Raw genomic sequence first — 21,552 nt, 5'->3', positions numbered from 1 at the left:
CTCGGGTACCCATCGTCACGGCTGAAACTGGAGCGCCTATGTCCATCCTGCATCTCGTTCATCGGGCCGGCCGTGCCGGCATGGAGCCGCGCCGGCTGAGCCTGCTCGCCACGACGGTCCTGGGGCTGGGGCTGGCCGTGCCGGCACGGGCCGCGCCGGCGACCGAGGAGGGCGCGCGTGATCTCCAGGCGACCCTGCAGAAGCATCTCGGCAGCGAGATCTTCGACAAGGGCGTTCTGACCATCGTCCCGAGCGGGGACAGCTATGATTTCATCCTCGACCCGGACAAGGCGCCCCGCAAGCCGGACGAGCCGCAGCCGGCCCTGCCTGCGGTGACGCTGCATGTGACGCCCGCCGACGACGGCAGCTATGCCTTCACCTCCGACCCCGTCTCCTTCGACAGCGCCGCGCCGGCGGGGAGCGATGCCGGCCAATCCTCCTCCTCGGGGCGCGTCGACAATTGCACCGCCGAGGGCCGCTTCAATCCCGATGCGCTGTATCTGTCGACGCTGACGGCCCGCTGCGACGGGATCGCCGTGAAGGACCGCTCGCCGGGCGATCCCATGGATCTCGACATCGGCAAGGCCTCGCTGCAATGGACCGGCAAGCCCGCCGACGACGGCACGGCCGATATCACCATGTCGCTCGAACTGCCGGACATAGCGGGCACCTTCGCCGACAAGGGCAGCGCCGGGCCGGACGCCGGCAATCGCTTCAGCATCGGCAGCATCCATTACGCGGTGAGCCTGGACCATGTCCGGGCCCGGGAAATCGGCGATCTCGTCAGCCTGTGGATCGCCGCCGGCGACAAGGGCGACAAGGAGCCCCCGACGAGCGATGTGCGCGCGAAAGTCAGGGCCGCCCTGCCGCTGTGGGACACGCTGCACACCGAGATGGGCATCGAGGATATCGGCGTGGAAATCCCGGGCATGGCGGTGAAGATCGGCCATTACGGCGAGAAGCACACGCTGTCGGGCGTGGTCAAGGATGCCCATTACGGCCTGGACTTCGACGTGTCGGGCGTCGAATTCTCGGGCGGGGAAACGCCGGACTGGTTCAGGGGGATCCTGCCCTCGAAGGCCGCCATCGGCCTGAAGGTCGCCGATGTCGACCTCGCGGCGATGGCGGATGCCGTGCTGGAGGCCCCGGACGACGGCCCGTCCAAGCTCAAGGACACCCTTCCCGCCCTCCTGCTGAACGGCAAGGCGAGCGTCGCCGGCAATGCCAGCGTCACCGCGCCGTCCTATGATGTCGAGGGCCATGGCGAGGCGCCGATCGACCCGAAGATGCAGGGGACGGCGATGGTCTCGGCCACCGGCTTCGATGCGATCATGTCGGCGGCCAACAAGTTCGCCACCAAGGACACCCGCTCGATGCTGCTCGGCTTCGCGCTGATGAAGGGGCTGGCGAAAGCCGGCCCCGACGGACGCCTGACCTGGGACCTCGCCGTCGACGTGCCCGCCAAGAAGGTGAGCGTGAACGGCCAGGTCTTCAACCTGCCGAAGAAATAGGGCGCTCGCCCGATCGGTTTTTTTGCAGCCGGCGTTTGCCCTGGATTGCAAACGCCCGGGCCTGTGGTATTCAGTTGCTCCTGGGAACAAAGGGGGAACTGATGTCTGCAGGGGGCTTTTGGGGATGGGCGCCGCGGCTCGTCCGTCGATCGGGACGGAGCTTTTCGTTGAGTGCGGCCTGTCTGGCGTCGTGCGTCGCTGGTTCGGCCGCGGCCGGGCCCGCGACGCAGGAGGGCGCCGACAAGCTTCGGCATTCGATCGAAAGCCGTTCGGATCCGCGCCTTTTCACGCGTGGTCTGTTTCGCATCGTGCCGATCGGGGACCACTACGACTTCATCGTCGATACGGCGGTGCTGCCGGGAGAAAGAGGCCGCCCCTTCCCGAAGATGACGCTTCATCTGTCCCCGGCGGACGACGGCACCTATCGCTTTACCTCCGATACGCTGTCCTACACGGCGGCAAAAAGCGAGAGCGCGGCGCCTGCGATCGAACGGCTGGAGAATTGCGGGGCGCGGGGCGTCTTCAATCCGACGCGCCTTTTTCTGTCGACCTTGGAGCTGACATGCGCGAGGGTTGCGCTGACAAACGACGCACTCGATCCCAAGCACTACGATATCCGTGGCGGTTCCTTGACCTGGCAGGGGAAGGCGGCCGCCGACGACACCGCCGACATCGTGTTCGAGCTCAAGGATTCGAGCCTGGTGGAGGACTTCATCGACGAGAGCGGCCCTGTTCCCAGCATATCGGCGCGATTGCAGACCGGGGAAGCGCATTACAAAATGAGCCTGTTTCAGGCGAAGGCCGGGCAGATTGCCGAGCTCTACAAGACCGTTCACGTCACGACCATGGGCGCTCCGCACCCCACTTTCGATGTCCTGAAGAAGAAAATCAGCGATGCTCTCCCCTTGTGGTCGGCATTCAAGTTCGAATCGACGGTGCAGGACAGCCGTTTGTCGCTCTCAGATCTGACGGCGAAGGTGCCGAGCTACGCCTTCACGCAGACCCTGTCTGGTGTCGCTCCGCGCTCGGGTGGCGAGGCGACTCTCGTCATGGCGGGCGCCAGCCTTTTCCCGAACGGCCAGTCCGATCGGCCGATAGCGCTTTTTCCCTCCGATGCCGACGTGAAGCTGTCGATGGCCAATGTCGATCTTGCCGGTTGGGTGGGCACGTTTCTTCAACAGGAAACCGAGGAGGAGGCGGCGATGTGGCTCGACACGTCCGGCTTGGCCTTCCTTCTGAACGGGTCCGGCAGCCTCGCCTCGAACCTCTCCATCAGGGCACCCCTGTACGATGTTCAGGGGAGCGGCTCCGCCCGCCTGGACACCGCGATGCGGGCAAGCGCGACCCTCTCGGCGGGCGGGTTCGATGCGGCGCTCCGGGCGCTGAATACGGCCAAGGTGCCTCCCAAAATCGCGCTGGTTCTGGCCATGATGAAGGGCATGGCGAAGCCGACGCCGGACGGCCGGCTGAGCTGGGATATCAGCCTCGATCTTCCCGCCAGCCGGCTTTCGGTCAACGGACAGTCCCTCGATCTGTCCGGCCGGTAAGCTCCTCGCCTCGCGGCGAGGCGACGCGGCCCTCTCCCCGTTCGGGAGAAGGCAGACGGTGACCTTTGGCACTTCGCCCGGCGACTACCCCAGCTTCGGCTCGATGTCGGTCGACCACAGCGCATGGTCGGCCGCGTCGCGCAGCGTCACCGTCATCACCCGCGTGTCGGCGGCGATGGCGACGTGGCCGAAAAACTGCAGGCCGGCGGCGGGCGACAGATTGGCCTGGCCGGCATCCGGCGCCTTGATGTAGCGCAGCTCCGGGCCGAAGGTCCTGTCGAGATCGTTGGGGCCGAAGGTGCCGGCATTGAGCGGGCCGGAAACGAACTCCCAGAACGGCTCGAAATCCTGGAAGGCAGCCTTGTCGGGATTGTAATAATGGGCGGCGGTGTAGTGGACGTCCGCCGTCAGCCAGACCGTGTTCTTCACGCCCGCCGCCTTGATGAAGCGCAGGAGATCGGCGAATTCGAGCTCGCGGCCGAGGGGCTTGCCGTTGTCGTTGTTGGAGACCGCCTCGAAGCCCTTCTTGCGGTCGGCGTCGTCCCACACCACCAGCGACAAAGGCATGTCGGCGGCGATGACCTTCCAGGTCGCCCGCGAGGTCGAGAGCTCGCGTTTCAGCCAGGCGAGCTGCTCGGCGCCGAGAAAGGCCGCCTCGCCGCCTTCCACCGCCTGCAGATTGTCGCCGTTCGGGCCGCGATAGGTGCGCATGTCGAGCATGAAGACGTCGAGCAGCGGCCCATAGGCGATCTTGCGGTAGACGCGGGCGGGCTCGGCGAGGGTGGTGGCGATCGGCATATATTCGTGGAAGGCCTGGGCGGCGCGGGCGGCCAGCAGCTCGATCGACTTTTCCTTGTAGCGGTCGTCGTGGCGGAGGTCCTTGGACGACGACCAGTTGTTCATCACCTCATGGTCGTCCCATTGGGTGAAGACCGGCACCTGCCGGTACAGCGCCTGGAAATTCGCATCGAGCAGATTGTATTTGTACTGGCCGCGGAACTCGTCGAGCGTCTCCGCCACCTTGGACTTTTCAGGCGTGACGATGTTCTTCCAGGTCGAGCCGTCGGGGAGCTTGCTTTCGGCCTTGAGCACGCCGTCGGCATAGATGTTGTCGCCGGAGTGGATGAAGAAGTCCGGGTCGTGCTTGAGCATCGCCGAATAGATCCTCATGCCGCCGCGATCGAGATCGATGCCCCAGCCCTGGCCAACCGTGTCGCCCGACCACACGAAGGAGACGTTGCGCAGCCCGGCGGGGGCCGAGCGCAGATGGCCGACCACGGGCTCGCTCTCGACATGGATGTCGCCGAGATCCTGGAAGCGGACGCGGTAGAAGATCTCCTGGTCGGCCGGCAGGCCGTGGGCCAGGATCTTCGCGGTGTAGTCGGTCTCCGGCAGGGCGGCGACGGCCGGCAGCCGGTTCGCCGTCTTGAAGCTCTCGGTGGTCGACCATTCGAAGATCGCATTGGCCGGCCGGTCGGTGCGCGACCAGAAGACGGCGCGGCCATGCTGCACGTCGCCGGACTGGAGGCCGGCGCTGGCGGACGGCCGGTCCGCCGCACGCGAAAGGCCGGGCATGCCGAGGGAGCCGGCGACGCCGAGCAGGCCGGTGGCGCTCGAGGTCAGGAAGCGGCGGCGGGACAGGGGCCTGTCGGCGATGCGCATCTGAAATCTCCTGAAGGGAATCCTTGGTGCAGGATCGAACCGTTCGATGACAGGGGCGTGTCACCTTGGAATCGCTATAGGCTCCCGGGAGCGGGGGGCGGAACGTCCGCCTCCTTCGTCACACTTGGCGTTTCCAGGATGCGGACGGGACGTCCGCGCACCCGGGAAGACACGATCCATGCGAATTTCTTTGTTTATACGGGGTGTTATAGTCTTTTCTTCGCAGGATGAATCATCTCGCCGCGGCCCAGCATGGCGATGAAATCGTGCAGCTTGCGGGCGCGGGTCTCGGGCTTCTTCGCCTGGTGCAGCCGGTGGAGGATGGCGTAGCGGTTGGCGGCGTCGAGCGTGGCGAAGAAGCGCGTGGCTGCCTCGTCGGCATCGAGCGCCGCCTGCAGGTCGTCGGGGATGCCGGCCTTGCTCTGCGAGGCATAGGCCGCCTCCCAGCGCCCGTCCGCCCTGGCCCCCTCGATCTCCGCAAGGCCGTGAGGCTGCATGCGGCCTTCCTCGATCAGGGCGAGCGCCCGCGTGCGATTGATCGCCGACCAGATGCTGCGCGGCCGCCGGGGCGTGAAGCGGATGAGGAAGTGGCTCTCGTCGAACCTGCCGAGCTGCCCGTCTATCCAGCCATGGCAGAGGGCGGCGTCGATGGCCTCCTGCCTGGTCACGCAGGCGATGCCGGAGCCCTTCCTGGCGAATTTGATCCAGACACCCGGCGAGGTGGCGGGCTGGGGGGCGAGCCAGGCCTCCCATTCCGCCCCGCTTGCGAAGGCGGCGACGGGCACGCCGGCTTTCGTCGCGGCCACGCCGTTCACGCCGCCGTTTCGGCGACCCGGCGGATGGCCACCTTGTTGTCGTGGAACGCCCCGCCGCCCGCCGGCGCGGGGGCGTCGGCCCCCGTCAGCGTGTTGATGCCCCTGCCGTCCTCGTAGAAGGAATTCGGCCAGATCGATTCGGCGACCAGCACGCCGGGCCGCAGGCCGGCGAAGAGGCGGGCGTGAAGACGCACTTCGCCGCGCGGGCTGGCGAGTTCCACCTTGTCGCCCTCGGCGATGCCATGCGCGGTCGCATCGGCCGGATGGATCAGCACCGTGGGGCGATCCTCCTTGGCAAGCGAGGTCGGCGTTTCCGTGAAGCTCGAATTGAGGAAGTTGCGGGCCGGGCTGGTGGTCAGGCGGAAGGGAAAGGCGTCGTCGGCGTTCTCGATCGCCGCGGCCCAGTGATCCGGAAATTCCGGCATGTCGTGCACCGGCCCGAATTTCGCCGGCGAAGGATAGGGGTTCTTGGGCCAGTTCGCCTTCAGGCGGAACTTGCCGTCGGGCCAGCCGAAACCGTCGAGGAAATGCGCCTTGGCGAAGGGCTGCTGCACGTCGAGCCAGCGCTGCTCCTCCAGCTGCGCCAGCGTGCCGCGGTTCGAGGCCTGCAGCGTGCGGTCGATGATCTCGCGCGGCTCCAGGGCGAAGGCCGGATGCTCGGCGCCGACCCGAGCCGCCACCGCGGCGACGACCTCATGATTGTTGCGGCATTCGCCCGGCGGCTCGATCAGCTTCGGCCCGAGCAGGATGTGCTGCTGGCCGCCGGCCTGGTAGACGTCGTCATGCTCGACGAACATGGTGGCGGGCAGGATGATGTCGGCCATCCGCGCAGTGTCGGTCATCACCTGCTCATGCACGACGGTGAAGAGGTCCTCTCTCGCGAAGCCGCGCTTGACCAGCGTCTGGTCGGGCGCCACCGACAGCGGGTTGGTGTTCTGGATCAGCATCGCCTTCACCGGCGGGCCGTGCCACAGCGCCTCGCTGTCGCCGGTGAGGATGGGGCCGATGCGGGACTGGTCGAGCTGGCGCACCTTGGGGTCGCGCGCATCCAGCCCCTCGATCAGGGTCTTGCGCCAGTTGAACATGCCGGAATTCGAATGCAGCGCGCCGCCGCCCTCATGCTGCCAGGCGCCCATCACCACCGGGATGGCGGTGACGGCATGCATGGAGGCGGCGCCGTTGCGCGAGCGCGCAAAGCCGTAGCCGAGGCGGAAGAAGGTCCTCGGCCGCTCGCCCAGCACCCGGGCGAGGGCCTCGATCTCCGAGGCCGGGACGCCGCAGATGGCGGAGGCCCATTCGGGCGTGCGCGTGGCGAGGTGGGCCTCGAAGGCCTGGGGATGATCGGCGAACTTGTCGAGATAGGCGCGGTCGGCATGGCCGTCGCGGAACAGGATGTGCATCAGGGCGCAGGCGAGGGCGCCGTCCGTGCCAGGGCGCAGGATGACCTTGATGTCGGCCTGCTGCATGGTGGCGTTGTCGTAGACATCGACCGCCACGATCTTCGTGCCGCGCTCCTTGCGGGCGCGGGCCGCGTGGGTCATGACGTTGACCTGCGTCACCACCGCATTGGTGCCCCACAGCACGATGCAGTCGGACTTGATCATTTCGCGCGGGTCGACGCCGGTCATGCGGCCATGGCCGGCGAGGTAGCCGGCCCAGGACAGCGACGTGCAGATGGTCGAATACTGGCCGGAATAGCCCTTGACGTTGCGCAGGCGGTTGATGCCGTCGCGCATGACGAGGCCCATCGTCCCCGCATAATAATAGGGCCATACGCTCTCGGCGCCGTGGTCGCGCTCGGCTGCGAGCATGGCGTCCGCGGTGCGGTCGAGCGCTTCGTCCCATCCGATGCGGCGGAACTGCCCGGACCCCTTCGGTCCGGTGCGCAGCAGGGGGTGCAGCAGCCGGTCGCGATGATGCACACGCTCGGCATAGCGGGCGACCTTGGCGCAGATCACGCCCTTGGTGTAGCTGTTGTCCGCCGCGCCATAGACGCGCCCGATCGTGTTGCGATCGAGCACCTCGACCTCGAGGGCACAGGTCGAAGGACAATCATGCGGGCAGGCGGATGCCCGGCGGAGCGGGCCGAGAGGCTTGTTCATCGTCGTCCTGGCTGTGTTGCAGGCCGATGCTACGGCGCAAACGCCCGCTCTGCCAGTGCCACGCACCGCTTATCGCAAAGTTTCATGACGCCATTCACGGATCGAATGCCGTTCCGTCAATGGCGCCGCCGACATTGATGCGTTCTGAGCATTTTCCGGAAAGGTTGATCTAGGAGGCCTTTGCCGCCGCGAGCACCTCCGCGACATGGCCGGGAACGCGGACCTTGGACCAGACGCGGGAGACGATGCCGTCCTTGTCGATCAGCACCGTCGTGCGCTCGATGCCCATGAAGAAGCGTCCATAGAGGCTCTTGCCGCCCCACACGCCATAGGCCTGCAGCATGTCCAGCGTCTCGTCGGAGGCGATCGGCGCCGTCAGCTCGTGCTTGGCCACGAATTTCTCCTGCTTCTTCACCGGGTCGTGCGACACGCCGAGCAGGTCGGTCCCGGCGGCCGAGAAGTCCGCCTTCGCCGCCGAGAATTCGATGGCTTCCCGCGTGCAGCCGGGGGTGTCCGCCTTGGGATAGAAGAAAATCACGAGCTTGCGTCCCCGATAGGACGCCAGCGACGCCGTTCCGCCGCCCGCCAGCGGCAGGCTGAAATCGGGAGCGGGAGATCCGGCGACAAGAGTGCCCATATGCCCTCCTTTTGGCGAAATGGCAGATCAGACAACAATCGTGTATTGCTCGGGCCGGCCATTGTCACGCCCGAGTGCAGTTTCATGATGGTTGCACGAATCGCTGCGGGCCTGCCCGGAGAATGTCGTTCCCCAAATGGCGAGTAGTGGAAAATGCTCGCTTATCCAATCGGTTGGGCTGCAGCCCTGTCGCGGTTCGTGAACTGCGTCTGGCTGCTTCAGGCGTCCCGGCAGGCCGCATGCGCATGCGGGCTCGGAGGCAAACGGTACGGAGGCCGGCGAATCGCTGATGGCAGGAAAGGCACGAAACGCAGTCCGAGCGCCTGTGGCGGCTCCCGGTGAGGCCGCCGCGCCGGCGCCGAAGCAGGCGCCTTCCGTCCTCGCCGGCGAGTCGCCCGCGCCGGAGAAGCCGGGCGTCGGACCGGTCCCCGGACAGGACCCGCAGGTGGAGCGCAAGGCGCGCCGGCAGCGGCTGAGCGCCCTGTCGCGATCGGGCTATCGGCCGGGTACGAGACGGCGGCTCGCCTCCTGCTCGCTGATGCTGCTGCTCGTGCTCCTCACGGTCGCGGGGGGACTGTACTGGCGCCTGTCGCGCGGTCCGGTGACGGTGCCGTTCCTCACGCAGATGGTGAGGAACGCGATCATCGCCAAGCTGCCGCCGGGCTACAGCCTGCGCCTCGACGAGGTCTCCCTCGGGCGGGAGAACGGCCTCCTCACCGCCTCCCTGACCGACCTGACCGTCAGCAATGCCGAGGGAACGGTGGCCTGGGCGCCGCGGGTGGTCGTCGGCCTCGACAGTTCCTCGCTCCTCTTCGGTTCCGTCTCCGCGCGCTCGATCGTGGTGGAGGGAGCCGCCGCCACCGTGAATGTGAGCCCGGACGGCAGGCTGAGCCTCAATCCGGGCATCCGGCCGGTTGCCGCGCCGGGTGATGCGGCCCTCTCGCCCTTGTCCGCCCTGAACGCCCTCGACGCCCTGCTCGCCTCAGCCGGCACCATCGACAAGGTGGAACTGCGCGACGCCACCCTGGCGGTCCACGATTTGGCGCTGGGGCACGAGGTCACCCATCGCGATATCGACCTCACCGTCCACCGCACCGCCGCCGGCGGCGTTTCCGTCTCTCTCGCGGCGATGGGCGGCACCGTCAACGCCACCGTGGCCGGCAGCGGCGACGAGCCGCGCATGATCGACATCCATGCCAGCAACATCGCGCTGCGCGAACTGGCGACGACATTTGCGCCGGGAGCCGAACAGCCGACCCTGGACGCCTCGTTCGACGTCCTCGCCCGCGCCCGCATCGAGCCGGATGGGAGCCTTGCCCTCGCCGAAGCGGATGTGACCAGCAATGGCGGCAGCTGGGACGTCGATCCGGAGGTCAAGCCCTTCACCTTCGACAAGGGGCGCATCAGCCTGCATTGGGACCGGACCACCGGCACGATCAAGCTCGATCGCGCCGTGCTGACGGCCGGCGAAGGCCGGGCCGATTTCTCCGGCACCGTGGTGCCGCCCTCCGCGGCCTCGCAGGGGCGGTGGACCTTCGATTTCGCCGCGCCGGACGTGCTTTTCTCGGCACGCCAGGTGGATTTGCCGCCGCTGAAGCTCGACACCATCGCCCTGCAGGGCAATTACGATCCGGTGACGAACAAGCTCGATCTGGACCGGGGCGAGATACGCGGCACCACCGCATCCCTCGATTTCACGGGCATCATGACGTTCGGCGGCCGGACGCCGGCCATCGGGATGGAGGTCTCGACCAAGGGCATGTCGGCGGTGGCGCTGGCGCGGATCTGGCCCGTCTTCTGCCTGCCGAAGGCGAAGGCCTGGGTCGAGGAGCACATCAAGGGCGGCAATGTCGACGGCGGCAGGCTTTCGCTCGACATTCCGCGCGACGCCCTGGTCGCCGTCAACGGCAAGACGCCGCCTTTGCCCGACGACAGCGTGCATGGGGAAATGGCTTTTTCCGACGCGACGATACAGGTGGTGGACACGCTGCCGCCCCTCAGCCAGGCCAAGGCCACGGCGACTTTCGGCGGCCGGCATCTCGACATCGCCCTGGCCGGCGCCAAGGTGCGGACGGATAACGACGGCACTCTGGCCATTGCCGACGGCACCTATTCCGTCCCCAATTTCGTACCTCCTCCGCCCCAGCAATATGTGCAGTTCACGGTCAGGGGGCCCTTGCGCACCGTCGCCGAACTGATGACGCATCCGCCGCTGTCGAAAGCGATCAAGGGCCTCGACATCAATCCCGACGGCGTCAGCGGCAGCGCCGACCTCAAGGTGAAGCTCGACCTGCCGCTGGTCGACCATCCCAAGGATGCCGACGTCCATTATTCGATCACCGGCGGCGTCAGCCAGACGGCGATCGACAACATCTCCGGCGGCCGGGTCGAAAGCGGCGCGATGAAGCTGGTGATCGAGCCGGGACTGCTGCTGCTGACCGGCAAGGGCGTGTTCAACGGATTGCCCGCCAATATCGACCTGCGCAAGGCCGCCGATCAGGATCTGCAGCTCGTCCTCGGCGTGACCCTCGACGATGCCTTGCGCAAGAAGAAGGGGCTCGAATTCGGCGACATGCTGACGGGCCCGGTCTCGGCCGACATCCGGCCCACGATGAAGGGCAAGAACACCTCGTATGACGTCGATCTCGACCTGACGGCTGCCCGCATCAAGGAGCTCCTGCCGGGCTGGCAGAAGCCGGCGGGCAAGCCGGCCAAGGCGAGCTTCACTTGGTATCCCTCGGCCAACGGCGCCGCCGTCGAGAATCTCACGCTCGACAGCGGCTTCGTTTCGCTGCGCGGCGACGTCGCGCTGAGTGCGGACAACAAGCTGCGCAAGGCCTCGATGAGCAGCATCCGGCTCTCGCCGGGCGACGATGTCCAGGGCGTGTTCGAACCGATGGCGAATGGCTGGAAGGCCAGCCTGCGCGGCCAGCAGTTCGACGCCCGGCCCCTGCTGGCGCTGATGCAGAAGCGCAGCAAGGCTTCGGGGCCGCCGACGAGTCTCGCCGCCGACATCGAGGTCAGCCGGGTGCTCGGCTTCAACGACGAGGCGCTCGACAATTTCGACCTGACTCTGGAGACGAAGGGCTCGACGATCCGCAAGCTCGATCTCAGGGGAACGTCGGGCAACGGCGAACTCACCGCGAGCCTCGTTCCGGGCGGGGCCGGCGGGCATATCGTCGCCGAGTCGACCGATGCCGGCGCGTTCATGCGCTTCCTGGATTACTATACCCATCTGCGCGGCGGGACGCTGAATGCGACGGTGACGCCCACCATCGACAACATGCGCGGCGAACTGGCCCTGCGTAGTTTCGCGGTCGAGAACGAGCCGGCCCTCGGCCAGTACCGCACGACGCTGAAGAACTCGGGCAAGGCCTCCGGCGACACGCCGCAGGTCGAGGAAGGCGATTCCGCGAAGTTCACCAAGCTGCACCTTCTCTTCACCAAGACGGCGACGCGGATCGGGATCCTGGATTCGGTGGTGTGGGGGCCGGATGTCGGCGTGAGCCTCTCGGGCGACATCGACTACGGCGCCGACCGCGTCAACCTGACGGGGACGTTCGTGCCGGCCTACGCCCTGAACAACATCTTCAGCCAGATCCCGGTGCTCGGGGAGATCCTCGGCGGCGGACAATATGGCGGCCTGTTCGCCATCAACTTCAAGGTCGCGGGCCGTATCGCCGCCCCGGTGCTCACGGTGAACCCGCTTTCGGCCATCGCACCCGGTTTCCTGCGCAAGATATTCGAATTCCAGAAGGAAAAGGAATAGGCAGCACCGCTCTGCGGGCGGATCATTCCGCCGGGGTCGCCGTGCCGCTCTTCGACAATCGCTCGGCGTTGGCGCGGGCATATCCGTGTGCCGGCTCGGATGCCGCGACAGCGATCGACATCATCGCCGACGCGAAGTCCTCCGCATCCGTCCTGCCGAACATCATGAGCATGGACAGCGCCGCGGCCTGGCCGGTGGCGGCGACGGCGCCTTCGGCGGCCGCGGCGAATTTCTCCGTCACCATCAGCTGCGCCTCGCCGAGCGTTTCGGGCTGGGGCCAGAGGGAAAGGGCGGCGAGCATCGGCAGGCGGTAGCCGATGGTGACCGCGCTGGCATGGCCGGCTTCGAGGGTGGAATTGGCAGCGCGCAGGAACAGTGTCGAAAATGACAGCATGATGACTCCAATTGGAACGGGAGTCTGGGCCTTTATGGGCGCCGCCGCAAGGGCGCGTCCTGCATGGCGCCCCTGCGCCGAACGGCCCCTTGCACGGCGCCGCGCATCAGGATCGATCGTCCGACGCCGTCATGGCCCGGCGTGGCGGCGCCCCTGCCGGAAGGCGATCCTGCCCGGCGGAGGCTTCAGGCCCAGCGACGCCACGGCTTGAGCGCGTCCGCCGGCGCCCGGTCGGTGCCGGTGGGCTGGTAATGTTCGTGCGAGAGCGGAAGCCGGCCGGCCTGCAGGGCCGCCACGGTCGGCGCGTTGGTGATGTCGAGCGCATCGAAGCCGCAGCGCACCATATAGGCGACGCGGTCGAACAGGATGTCGCCGACGGCGCGGAGCTCTCCCTTGAAGCCGTAGCGCTCGCGGGCGATGCGGGCGAGGGAGAAGGCGCGGCCGTCGCCGAATTTCGGGAAGGCGAGGGCGAGGAGCGGCAGGCTCGGCAGGTCGTCGGCCAGCAGGGTGATGTCGTCGGACGGCTGCAGCAGCACGCCGAGCGGCGTGTTGCGGGCGGTGAGCGCCGTGCGCTCGGCGAGAAAGCGCTCGAGCGTGACGATCACGGCGCCGTCCGGCAGGCTCTCGCCGTCGCCGACCTGCACGTAATTGTCGGCCTCAAACCGGCCATTCTTCCAAAGGGCCACGAGAGCCTCCTTCTTGCCGAGCGATCGCTCAAGGGCGGATCAGTCGGTCTTTACAGATCGTTGCTCGGAAAAGCTCAGATTCCGCTTCCGGACTTCTCCGGCGATTGGACGTGAATGCCGCATTCCACCTTGCTCTTGCCGCGCCAGCGCCCGGCCCGGGCATCCTCCCCGCTCGCCACCCGGCTGGTGCAGGGGGCGCAGCCGATCGACGGGTAGCCGTCGGCGACCAGGGGATGCGGCGGCAGGTCGTGCCGGGTGAGATAGTTCGCGACATCCGCCGCGCTCCAATCGGCGAGCGGATTGACCTTGATCTTGCCGGCCTCCGCCTCGAAGGGCAGGAGCGAGGACCGCGTCGCCGCCTGATGGCGCTTGCGCCCGGTGATCCAGGCCGCGAACGGTTCGAGCGCGGTGTCGAGCGGGTCGACCTTGCGGATCCAGCAGCACATGTCCGGATCGCGATAGGCGAGCAGGCGATCGGGATCCTCCTGGGCGACCAGGGCGGCACGGGGATGGGCGGTGCGCAGGTCCGTCAGGCCGAGGCGCCGCGCCAGCTCGTTGCGGTAGAGCAGCGTCTGGGCGAAAAGGCGGCCGGTATCGAGGAAGATCACCGGCGTGGCGGCATCGATCTCCGCCACCATGTGGAGCAGCACGGCGGATTCCGCCCCGAAGCTCGAGACGAGCGCGATGCCGCCCTTGAATTGCGAGAGCGCGACGCGGAGCAGGGTCTGCGCATCCGCATCGTGATATTGCGCGGCGAGCGCGATGGCCCGCGCTTCCGGATCCACGGCGCTCAACGGTTCGGGACGGTCAAGCACGCTGTCCATAGAGCGCCTCCTTGAAGGGCGGCAGGCCGACGCGGCGCACCGCCTCGAGGAAGGTTTCCTGCGGCGACAGCCGCAGGCCGATATAGGTGTCGACGACCTTCTCGACGGCATTGACGATGTCGTTCGCGCCGAAGCCGGGGCCGACGAGCTCGCCGATCGAGCAGTCCTCGCGGGCCGAGCCGCCGAGCGTGATCTGGTAGTTCTCGACGCCCTTGCGGTCGACGCCGAGGATGCCGATGGCCGCGACATGGTGATGGCCGCAGGCGTTGATGCAGCCGGAGATCTTGATCGGCAGGTGACCGATCTCGGCCTGGCGCTCGCGCGACCCGAAACGCTCGGATAGCCCCTGCGCGATCGGGATGGCGCGTGCATTGGCCAGCGAGCAATAATCGAGGCCAGGGCAGGCGATGATGTCGGTGATCAACCCCTCATTGGCGGTGTCGAGGCTGGCGCCCTGCAGCCTGGCGAACAGCGCCGGCAGATCGTCGAGCCGGACATGCGGCAGGACGAGGTTCTGCAAATGGCTGATGCGGATCTCGCCGAGGGAATAGCGGTCGGCGAGATCGGCGACGAGATCCATCTGGTCGGACGAGGCATCGCCCGGAATGCCGCCGATCGGCTTCAGCGAGATGGTGGCGATGCCGTAGCCCGTCACCTTGTGGGCGTGGACGTTCACCGAGACCCAATGCGCGAAGGCGGCGTCGCTTTCCCTGGCCTTGTCGAAGACGGGCGTCTGGGTGACGGTATCGAACGGCCCGGCGACGAAATAGCGCTGCATGGCCGCCACCGATTCCGGCGTCAGCTTCAGGGCGCCGTCGCGGATCCGGTCATACTCGGCCTCGACTTCCTCGCGGATGGCGTCGAGGCCCTTCTCGTGCACCAGGATCTTGATGCGGGCCTTGTATTTGTTGTCGCGCCGGCCCTCCAGATTATACACGCGCATGATCGCCTCGGTATAGGTGAGGAGATCCGCCTCGGGCAGGAAGTCGCGCACGGCCTTGCCGACCATCGGCGTGCGGCCCTGGCCGCCGCCGAGGAAGACGCGGAAGCCGGTCTCGCCCGCTTCGTTGCGCACGATCTGGTAGCCGATATCGTGCACCTTGACGGCCGCGCGGTCCTCCTCGGCGCCGGTGATGGCGACCTTGAACTTGCGCGGCAGATAGGACAGCTCGGGGTGGGCGGTCGACCATTGCCGCATGATCTCGGCATAGACGCGCGGATCGGCGATCTCGTCGGCAGCGGCGCCGGCGAAGTGGTCCGCCGTGACGTTGCGCATGCAGTTGCCGGAGGTCTGGATCGCGTGCATCTCGACGTCGGCGAGCGCCTGCAGCACGTCGGGCACGTCGCGCAGGGCGATCCAGTTGAACTGGAGGTTCTGGCGCGTGGTGAAATGGCCGTAATTGCGGTCCCAGCGGCGGCCGATCATGGCGAGCTGGCGCAGCTGCTTCGACGACAGCGTGCCGTAGGGCACGGCGATGCGCAGCATATAGGCGTGCAACTGCAGGTAGACGCCGTTCATCAGGCGGAGGGACTTGAATTCCTCCTCGGTGATGTCGCCGCTGAGCCGGCGGTTGACCTGGTCGCGGAACTCCTCGACGCGGGCATTGACGAAGGCCCGGTCGAACTCGTCGTAGCGGTAAAGCGCGCCCATTATTCAGCCGCCTCCAGGGCGTCCTTCGGGGCATAGGCGATGGTCGGGCCCAGTGCGCGGATGGCTTCGCGCAATTTGGCGGGACGCGGCGCCTTGCCGGCCGTGTTGATCTCGATCACATAGGGCTCGACGACATCCTGCGCATTGGCATGGGCGACGACATCCGCCAGCACGGCATTGGCGGCGGCTTCGTTCGGCTCGATGCCGCTGTCGGCCACGTCGAGCGACCACCCGCCGCTCGCGGTGCGGAACACCACGCGCCCATCTCGGAGGCGATTGGCAGTGACAGCGTGGGGCATGAGAAAAACCTTGATTGGAATTGGTCCACGATATCGGTTTTCATATTCCTTTTGTCAAATAGAATTAAATACAAAGTATAAATGTTAATTAGACCGTGACGATAAATGCCTTTGTTATCAGCCCCGTGCAGGAGGCATGCGCCTTCGTCAATGCCGGCATCCGGCGGGCGGTTCCCTCAGCGCTGCCGCCGATAGGCGTAGCGGCTCACCTCCGTCCGGAAGCCCAGCGCTTCATAGAGGCCCCTGGCGGCGTCATTGCCGGCCATCACCGGCAGGCAGGCGCCGCCTGCTCCGGCAGTGCTCCGGGCCCAGTCGAGGATGGCGACCACCGCCGCACGGGCATGGCCGCGGCGCCGGAAGGCCGGATCGGTGGCGACCGCATTGATGCAGACGATACCGCGATGCACCGCGCCGAAGGCGACCGCGGCGATGTCTCCATGGGCGGACAGGGACGCGGCGAAGCCGGCGGGAACGGCGATCGCCGCGAAGATGGCGTCGTTGGCGGCCTTCGCATCGTCGCCGAGCCCCTGGATGCGGGCGAGCGCATCGAGCCAGGCGCGGCTCGGGCCCTCTTCGATCCTCGCGCGGCCGGCGTCAGACCCTCCGATCGCCGGCGCGAGATCGCGATGGAGCACGACGGCTTCGTCCTCGCGCGGGCCGTAGCCGCGTTCGTCGAGGACGGCGTCGACGGGATCGGTGCCCAGGGTGGACAGGCGAAAGATGGTGGGCAGGCCCTGGCGGGCATAGAGCGCCTCGCACCGGCCGACCTTGCCGGCGATGTCCTCGGTGGACGGCGCCAGCAGGCTGATCGAATTGGCGCGGCGGGTATGCCCGCGCGAGAAGCGCAGCAGCCAGCCGTCGAACAGGATTTCGGTGAGGGCCGGCCAGCCGGCGAGGCAGGCTTCCTCGACACGCCGGGCGAGGAGCGGGGCGGGCATGGGAGACGTCTCCGGAGCGCGGGCATCCTGTCCGCTCTTGAAGCATGAAGGCCGTAGGAAGAGCGGACAGGGATGTCCGCACTCCCTACGATCCTATTTCGGCACCGGGGCGTCGCCGCGCAGGAGGCCCTCGTCCTTCAGGTCCTGCCACAGGGCGGGGGGAATGGCGGCGCCCATGATCTCGGCGTTGCGGGTGACTTCCTGCGGCGACTGGCCGCCGGGGATGACGGAGACGACGCAGGGATGGCCGAGCGGGAATTTCAGGGCCGCCTCGACCAGCTTGACGCCGTGCTCGGCGCAGATGCGTTCGATGCGGGCGACGCGGTCGAGGATGGCGGGCGGCGCCGGGTCGTAATTGTAGAAGGCGCCGGGCTTCGGGCCGGTGGCGAGGATGCCGGAATTGTAGGGGCCGCCCAGCACGATGCCGATGTTGTGCTCCTGGCAATAGGGCAGGAAGGTCTGCAGCGCTTCCTGCTCGAGCAGCGTGTAGCGGCCGGCCAGCAGGAAGACGTCGAAATTCCCGGCGCGCGCCAGGGTCTCGGCGACCTGCCATTCGTTGATGCCGGCGCCGATGGCCTTGACGGTGCCCTCGCTGCGCAGCTTCTCCATGGCGTGGTAGCCGCCCTCCATCAATTCCTTGATGCGCCGGTCGGAGGCTTCCTTCGAGCCATGGGTGAAGATGTCGACGTCATGGGCGAACAGGACGTCGATCCTGTCGATGCCGAGACGCTCCAGCGAGAATTCGACCGAGCGCATCACCCCATCATAGGAGTAGTCATAGACCTCCTGGCGCGAGGGCGTGTTGAAGAACTTGCCGATGCCGGTGCGCTGGTCCGCCGGCACCACCTTGAGCAGCCGGCCGATCTTGGTGGAGATGACGTAGTCGTCGCGGTTGCGGCGGCGCAGAAGCGGGTTGAGCCGGGTCTCGGCGAGGCCGAGGCCATAGAGCGGCGCGGTGTCGAAATAGCGGATGCCGACATCCCAGGCGGCGTTGACGGTGAGCGCCGCGATGTCCTCGTCCAGCGCCCGGTAGAGATTGCCGAGCGGCGCGCTGCCGAAGCCGAGTTCCGTGAAATCGATCACGGCGCCGGAACGGCTGGTCAGGGAACGGGTGCCGAAACGCGGGGAGGGCGTGGAGGGAGCGGTCATCAGGGGTTCTTTCGTCACAGGTCTTCGAACAGGGTGGGGTTTTCCGCCGCGAAGCTCACCAGCTCGGTGATCACGGAATCGAGGTGCCGTTCCATCGCGAGGCGGGCAGTTTCGCTATCGCCCGCCTGGAGGCAAGCGACAATCTGCTCGTGCTCGGCCAGCGTCAACGCATGGCGGCGCGGCGAGGACAGCAACCGGCGCACGCGGTCGAGATTGGCTCTGGCCGCCTCCACCACGGTCTTGACGCGGGCAAAGCCGAGGGCGTCGAGCAGGATCTGGTGGAATTCGAGGTCGAGCGCATGGAAGCCGTGGCGGTCTGCCGCGGCGGCCGCCGCCTTCTGGTAGCGCAGGCTGCGTTCGAGCGCCGGCAGCAGCGCGCCGTCATGGCTCTCGGCGAGGGTGCGGACGGTCTGCGCCTCCAGCGCGCGGCGGATGAACATGCTCTGGCGCACCTCGGCGAGGCGGATGCGGCTGACGCGGGTGCCCCGCTGCGGCAGGATCTCGACCAGGCCTTCGCCCTGCAGGCGGGCCAGCGCTTCGGAGACCGGGAAGCGGGAGACGCCGAGCCTCTCGCAGATCGCCAGCTTGTCGATGTCCTCGCCCGGGGCGAGATCGAAGCCGATGATGGCTTCGCGCAGCAGCGACTGGATGCGGTCGGTCGTCCCGCCGCGGCCGGACTGCCCCAGCGGTTCCAGAAAAGCATAGGAAGAGGCTTTGACGCCGGCATCTGGCATGCTAACATGTTAGCAACAGATGCCGCGCCATGCCAGCGCTTTTTCCCAGCCGGATACCATCATGCAGATCGTCGCCAAGACCGCCCGCACCCTCCGCCTCAACGCCAAGGACAATGTCCTCGTCGCGGTCGACGTCATCGAGCCGGGCATGGTGCTGGCCGACGGCACCACGGCGCTGCAGCGCGTGCCCAAGGGGCACAAGATCGCGGTGGCGCCGGTCGCGCTGGAGGAGCCGATCGTCAAGTTCGGCCAGATCATCGGCTTCGCCTCCGAGCCGATCCTGCCGGGCGCCCATGTCCATTCGCACAATTGCGTCTTCCACGCTTTCGAGCGCGACTACGCCTTCGCCCAGGATGCGAAGGAGGAGGCCATCCTGCCCGTCGCCGAGCAGGCGACCTTCGAGGGCTATCGCCGCGCCAACGGCAGTGTCGGCACCCGCAACTATGTCGCGATCCTCACCAGCGTGAACTGCTCGGCCTCGGTGGCGCGCTTCATGGCGGACGCCATGAGCCGCTCCGACATCCTCAAGGATTATCCGAACATCGACGGCATCGTGCCCTTCGTGCACGGCACCGGCTGCGGCATCGCCGACAAGGGCGAAGGCTTCGAGATCATGAAGCGCACGCAATGGGGCTATGCCTCGAACCCGAACATCTCGGCGGTTCTTCTGGTCGGTCTCGGTTGCGAGGTGTTCCAGATCGGCCGCATGAAGAAGGAATACAACATCGTCGAGGGCGACCATTTCCAGACGATGACGATCCAGGACACCGGTGGCACCCGCAAGACGATCGAGCAGGGCATGGCGCGCATCAAGGAGATGCTGCCGCTGGCCAACCAGACCCGGCGCGAGACGGTGCCGGCCTCCGAACTGATGCTGGCGCTGCAATGCGGCGGCTCGGACGGCTATTCGGGCATCACCGCCAACCCGGCGCTCGGCGCCGCCGCCGATATCCTCGTGCATCAGGGCGGCACGGCGATCCTGTCCGAGACCCCGGAGATCTACGGCGCCGAGCATTTGCTGACGCGCCGCGCCGCCAGCCGCGCGGTCGGCGAGAAGCTGGTCGAGCGCATCAAATGGTGGGAGAACTACACCGCCAAGAACAACGGCTCGATGGACAACAATCCCTCGCCCGGCAACAAGGCCGGCGGCTTGACCACCATCCTCGAAAAATCGCTCGGCGCCGCGGCCAAGGGCGGCACCACCACGCTCACCGCCGTCTACGAATATGCCGAGCCGGTGCGCGAGAAGGGCTTCGTCTTCATGGACACCCCCGGCTATGATCCGGTCTCGGCGACGGGCCAGGTCGCCGGCGGCGCCAACATCCTGTGCTTCACCACCGGGCGCGGTTCGGCCTATGGCTGCAAGCCGACGCCCTCGATCAAGCTCGCCACCAATTCCGACATCTATCGCCGCATGACCGACGACATGGACATCAATTGCGGCGACATCCTCGACGGCGTCTCGATCGAAGAGAAGGGCAAGGAGATCTTCGACAAGATCCTGGCCGTCGCTTCGGGCCAGCAGTCGAAATCGGAAGAGCTCGGCTACGGCTCCAACGAATTCGTGCCCTGGCAGATCGGCGCGACGATGTGAGGGGCGCCCGGCATCATAGTGCACGGGTTGGTTCGTCCCTGGATTGGCAGAGGCCCAACGCCAGGATCGGATGAGATGCTCGAGACGTCTCATCCCGTCACCCCTCGGTTTTCATCCTGCGCCAGGCCGCCGGCGGATGGCCGAACGCACGCCTGAAAGCCCTCGTGAAAGCCGCCTCTGTCCCGTATCCCGACTCGTAGGCGATTTTCGTGATCGGGTCCTGTGTGGTCGTCAGCGCGACGCCCGCAAGATGCAGGCGCCAGTCGCGCAGATACTTCATGGGCGAGGTCCCGATCAGGGCCTGGAACCGCCCCGCCAGAGCGGTGCGCGACATGCCTGCCGCCAGCGCCAGGTTGGCCAGCGACCATTGCCTTTGTGGCTCCGAATGAAGGAATGACAGACACCGGGACATCGAGACGTCCGAAAGCGCGGCGAGCCAACCCGCCGTGTGTGGTTCGGACGACACGATCTGAGAGCGCAGGATCTCGATGAACATCAGCTCTGTGAGCCGTGGCAGCATCGAGACGCCTCCGCCGGCCGGATTGTCGATCTCCTCGACCATTTGCCGAACCATCGCCCTGAGCCAGGTGGCGGCGCCCGTCGGCTTCGTCCTGATATGGATGAGCTGCGGCAGTGCCGTCTTCAGCGGCTGAAACTCCAGGAGATCGCACTGCAGAAAGCCGCAAAGAATTCTCGTGTCGGGATCGTCTGCATAGCGCAGCACGGGGATCGCCCGCCAAGGTCTTTCCGGCAGATCAAAGCCGGGCTGGATAGGCACGCCACAGGTGCCGCGGCCCAGCTGGTGGCGGCTGGCCCACGGAAAGGCCAGGATGTCGCCGGCCTCCACCGCCACGCTTTCGCCGTCGATCTTGAGCCAGCACTCTCCTTCCGCAATCACATGAAAAGGCATGGTCGCACGGCCTTCCCGCAGAAGGCCTTGCGTCAGAGGATCGGCGTCCACCTGCCACTCGCCCCCTGCCATGATCGAAAACTGGACCGATGCCGAAAGCCGGATCGTCGACAGCAACGAGGTCAGCACATCCTGTGCGACACTCTTGCCAGCGGGCAACGCTTGCGGCGGGGTATCGAGCATAGGGTTGCTGCGGAAACCCGCCTCCTGTTGATCACCTCGACGGCATGCAGCCCCGACGACCTCGGCTTCTCCCGCCGCGCTTCGCAGAGAACGGCCGGGCGCCGAGACGGCTTAGGCCATCTTTTTCAATGCCGCTCGGGCACATCA

Annotated in this window: 17 protein-coding genes; 4 read left to right on the top strand and 13 right to left on the bottom strand. The window is 66.9% G+C overall.

Annotated elements, in window-relative coordinates; all coding sequences use genetic code 11:
- Positions 1-38: 38 nt before the first annotated feature.
- Together J3R73_RS24210 and J3R73_RS24205 are read left to right on the top strand one after the other, a co-directional pair.
- Positions 39-1,511: a hypothetical protein gene (locus tag J3R73_RS24210; RefSeq protein ID WP_307433278.1), complete on the top strand. Its 1,473-nt coding sequence runs from the start codon at positions 39-41 to the stop codon at positions 1,509-1,511.
- A gap of 167 nt (positions 1,512-1,678) precedes the next feature.
- Positions 1,679-3,058 (top strand): hypothetical protein, encoded by a 1,380-nt coding sequence (locus J3R73_RS24205; protein ID WP_307433275.1) that lies wholly within the window; start codon positions 1,679-1,681, stop codon positions 3,056-3,058.
- Between the two features lie 84 nt (positions 3,059-3,142).
- Here J3R73_RS24205 and J3R73_RS24200 read toward each other — a convergent pair whose 3' ends face one another.
- From J3R73_RS24200 to J3R73_RS24185, 4 genes are all read right to left on the bottom strand, one after another.
- Positions 3,143-4,720, bottom strand: coding sequence for an alkaline phosphatase D family protein (locus J3R73_RS24200; protein WP_307433272.1), 1,578 nt, complete (start codon positions 4,718-4,720; stop codon positions 3,143-3,145).
- Positions 4,721-4,926: 206 nt separating this feature from the next.
- Complete coding sequence (locus J3R73_RS24195) at positions 4,927-5,526, bottom strand: YdeI/OmpD-associated family protein (RefSeq protein ID WP_307433268.1); 600 nt, start codon at positions 5,524-5,526, stop codon at positions 4,927-4,929.
- A gap of 5 nt (positions 5,527-5,531) precedes the next feature.
- A complete protein-coding gene (locus J3R73_RS24190) occupies positions 5,532-7,637 on the bottom strand; it encodes a molybdopterin-containing oxidoreductase family protein (protein WP_307433265.1) in 2,106 nt (701 codons plus the stop codon).
- Positions 7,638-7,806: 169 nt separating this feature from the next.
- Positions 7,807-8,274 carry a peroxiredoxin gene (locus tag J3R73_RS24185; protein ID WP_307433262.1) on the bottom strand — a complete coding sequence of 156 codons (468 nt, stop codon included), beginning with the start codon at positions 8,272-8,274 and terminating at the stop codon, positions 7,807-7,809.
- A 325-nt stretch (positions 8,275-8,599) separates the two neighbouring features.
- Here J3R73_RS24185 and J3R73_RS24180 point away from each other — a divergent pair, with 325 nt between their 5' ends.
- Positions 8,600-12,043, top strand: a complete 3,444-nt coding sequence (locus tag J3R73_RS24180; RefSeq protein WP_307433259.1) for a YhdP family protein — start codon at positions 8,600-8,602, stop codon at positions 12,041-12,043.
- Between the two features lie 22 nt (positions 12,044-12,065).
- On the opposite strand, the gene J3R73_RS24175 is transcribed toward J3R73_RS24180, so the two are convergent.
- The 8 genes from J3R73_RS24175 to J3R73_RS24140 all read right to left on the bottom strand — a co-directional run bounded on the left by J3R73_RS24175 (position 12,066) and on the right by J3R73_RS24140 (position 18,718).
- Positions 12,066-12,437 carry a hypothetical protein gene (locus J3R73_RS24175; protein ID WP_307433256.1) on the bottom strand — a complete coding sequence of 124 codons (372 nt, stop codon included), beginning with the start codon at positions 12,435-12,437 and terminating at the stop codon, positions 12,066-12,068.
- Between the two features lie 185 nt (positions 12,438-12,622).
- Positions 12,623-13,123: a DUF934 domain-containing protein gene (locus J3R73_RS24170; protein ID WP_307433254.1), complete on the bottom strand. Its 501-nt coding sequence runs from the start codon at positions 13,121-13,123 to the stop codon at positions 12,623-12,625.
- 74 nt (positions 13,124-13,197) lie between these two features.
- Complete coding sequence (locus J3R73_RS24165) at positions 13,198-13,947, bottom strand: phosphoadenylyl-sulfate reductase (protein WP_307433252.1); 750 nt, start codon at positions 13,945-13,947, stop codon at positions 13,198-13,200.
- On the bottom strand, positions 13,931-15,598 hold the full coding sequence (locus J3R73_RS24160; RefSeq protein WP_307433250.1) for a nitrite/sulfite reductase: 1,668 nt from the start codon (positions 15,596-15,598) through the stop codon (positions 13,931-13,933). The genes J3R73_RS24165 and J3R73_RS24160 overlap by 17 nt, the downstream gene beginning before the upstream one ends.
- Positions 15,598-15,897, bottom strand: a complete 300-nt coding sequence (locus J3R73_RS24155) for a DUF2849 domain-containing protein (protein WP_307433246.1) — start codon at positions 15,895-15,897, stop codon at positions 15,598-15,600. The genes J3R73_RS24160 and J3R73_RS24155 overlap by 1 nt, the downstream gene beginning before the upstream one ends.
- Before the next feature lie 176 nt (positions 15,898-16,073).
- Complete coding sequence (locus tag J3R73_RS24150; protein ID WP_307433243.1) at positions 16,074-16,835, bottom strand: GNAT family N-acetyltransferase; 762 nt, start codon at positions 16,833-16,835, stop codon at positions 16,074-16,076.
- 93 nt (positions 16,836-16,928) lie between these two features.
- On the bottom strand, positions 16,929-17,984 hold the full coding sequence (locus J3R73_RS24145; RefSeq protein ID WP_307433239.1) for an aldo/keto reductase: 1,056 nt from the start codon (positions 17,982-17,984) through the stop codon (positions 16,929-16,931).
- Between the two features lie 14 nt (positions 17,985-17,998).
- Positions 17,999-18,718 (bottom strand): GntR family transcriptional regulator, encoded by a 720-nt coding sequence (locus tag J3R73_RS24140; RefSeq protein ID WP_307433236.1) that lies wholly within the window; start codon positions 18,716-18,718, stop codon positions 17,999-18,001.
- Between the two features lie 61 nt (positions 18,719-18,779).
- Between J3R73_RS24140 and J3R73_RS24135 the strand changes: the two genes are divergently transcribed.
- Positions 18,780-20,312 carry a UxaA family hydrolase gene (locus J3R73_RS24135; protein ID WP_307433232.1) on the top strand — a complete coding sequence of 511 codons (1,533 nt, stop codon included), beginning with the start codon at positions 18,780-18,782 and terminating at the stop codon, positions 20,310-20,312.
- 97 nt (positions 20,313-20,409) lie between these two features.
- On the opposite strand, the gene J3R73_RS24130 is transcribed toward J3R73_RS24135, so the two are convergent.
- On the bottom strand, positions 20,410-21,405 hold the full coding sequence (locus J3R73_RS24130) for an AraC family transcriptional regulator (RefSeq protein ID WP_307433229.1): 996 nt from the start codon (positions 21,403-21,405) through the stop codon (positions 20,410-20,412).
- Positions 21,406-21,552: the final 147 nt, after the last annotated feature.

The sequence above is a fragment of the Labrys monachus genome (assembly GCF_030814655.1).
Lineage (GTDB): Bacteria > Pseudomonadota > Alphaproteobacteria > Rhizobiales > Labraceae > Labrys > Labrys monacha.
This window is presented reverse-complemented; position numbering and strand designations above follow the sequence as displayed.

Coding starts and splice junctions, on each gene's coding strand:
- J3R73_RS24210 (WP_307433278.1), top strand. CDS start 39: ATGTCCATCCTGCATCTCGTTCATCGGGCCGGCCGTGCCGGCATGGAG.
- J3R73_RS24200 (WP_307433272.1), bottom strand. CDS start 4,720: ATGCGCATCGCCGACAGGCCCCTGTCCCGCCGCCGCTTCCTGACCTCG.
- J3R73_RS24190 (WP_307433265.1), bottom strand. CDS start 7,637: ATGAACAAGCCTCTCGGCCCGCTCCGCCGGGCATCCGCCTGCCCGCAT.
- J3R73_RS24185 (WP_307433262.1), bottom strand. CDS start 8,274: ATGGGCACTCTTGTCGCCGGATCTCCCGCTCCCGATTTCAGCCTGCCG.
- J3R73_RS24175 (WP_307433256.1), bottom strand. CDS start 12,437: ATGCTGTCATTTTCGACACTGTTCCTGCGCGCTGCCAATTCCACCCTC.
- J3R73_RS24165 (WP_307433252.1), bottom strand. CDS start 13,947: ATGGACAGCGTGCTTGACCGTCCCGAACCGTTGAGCGCCGTGGATCCG.
- J3R73_RS24160 (WP_307433250.1), bottom strand. CDS start 15,598: ATGGGCGCGCTTTACCGCTACGACGAGTTCGACCGGGCCTTCGTCAAT.
- J3R73_RS24155 (WP_307433246.1), bottom strand. CDS start 15,897: ATGCCCCACGCTGTCACTGCCAATCGCCTCCGAGATGGGCGCGTGGTG.
- J3R73_RS24150 (WP_307433243.1), bottom strand. CDS start 16,835: ATGCCCGCCCCGCTCCTCGCCCGGCGTGTCGAGGAAGCCTGCCTCGCC.
- J3R73_RS24145 (WP_307433239.1), bottom strand. CDS start 17,984: ATGACCGCTCCCTCCACGCCCTCCCCGCGTTTCGGCACCCGTTCCCTG.
- J3R73_RS24140 (WP_307433236.1), bottom strand. CDS start 18,718: ATGCCAGATGCCGGCGTCAAAGCCTCTTCCTATGCTTTTCTGGAACCG.
- J3R73_RS24135 (WP_307433232.1), top strand. CDS start 18,780: ATGCAGATCGTCGCCAAGACCGCCCGCACCCTCCGCCTCAACGCCAAG.
- J3R73_RS24130 (WP_307433229.1), bottom strand. CDS start 21,405: ATGCTCGATACCCCGCCGCAAGCGTTGCCCGCTGGCAAGAGTGTCGCA.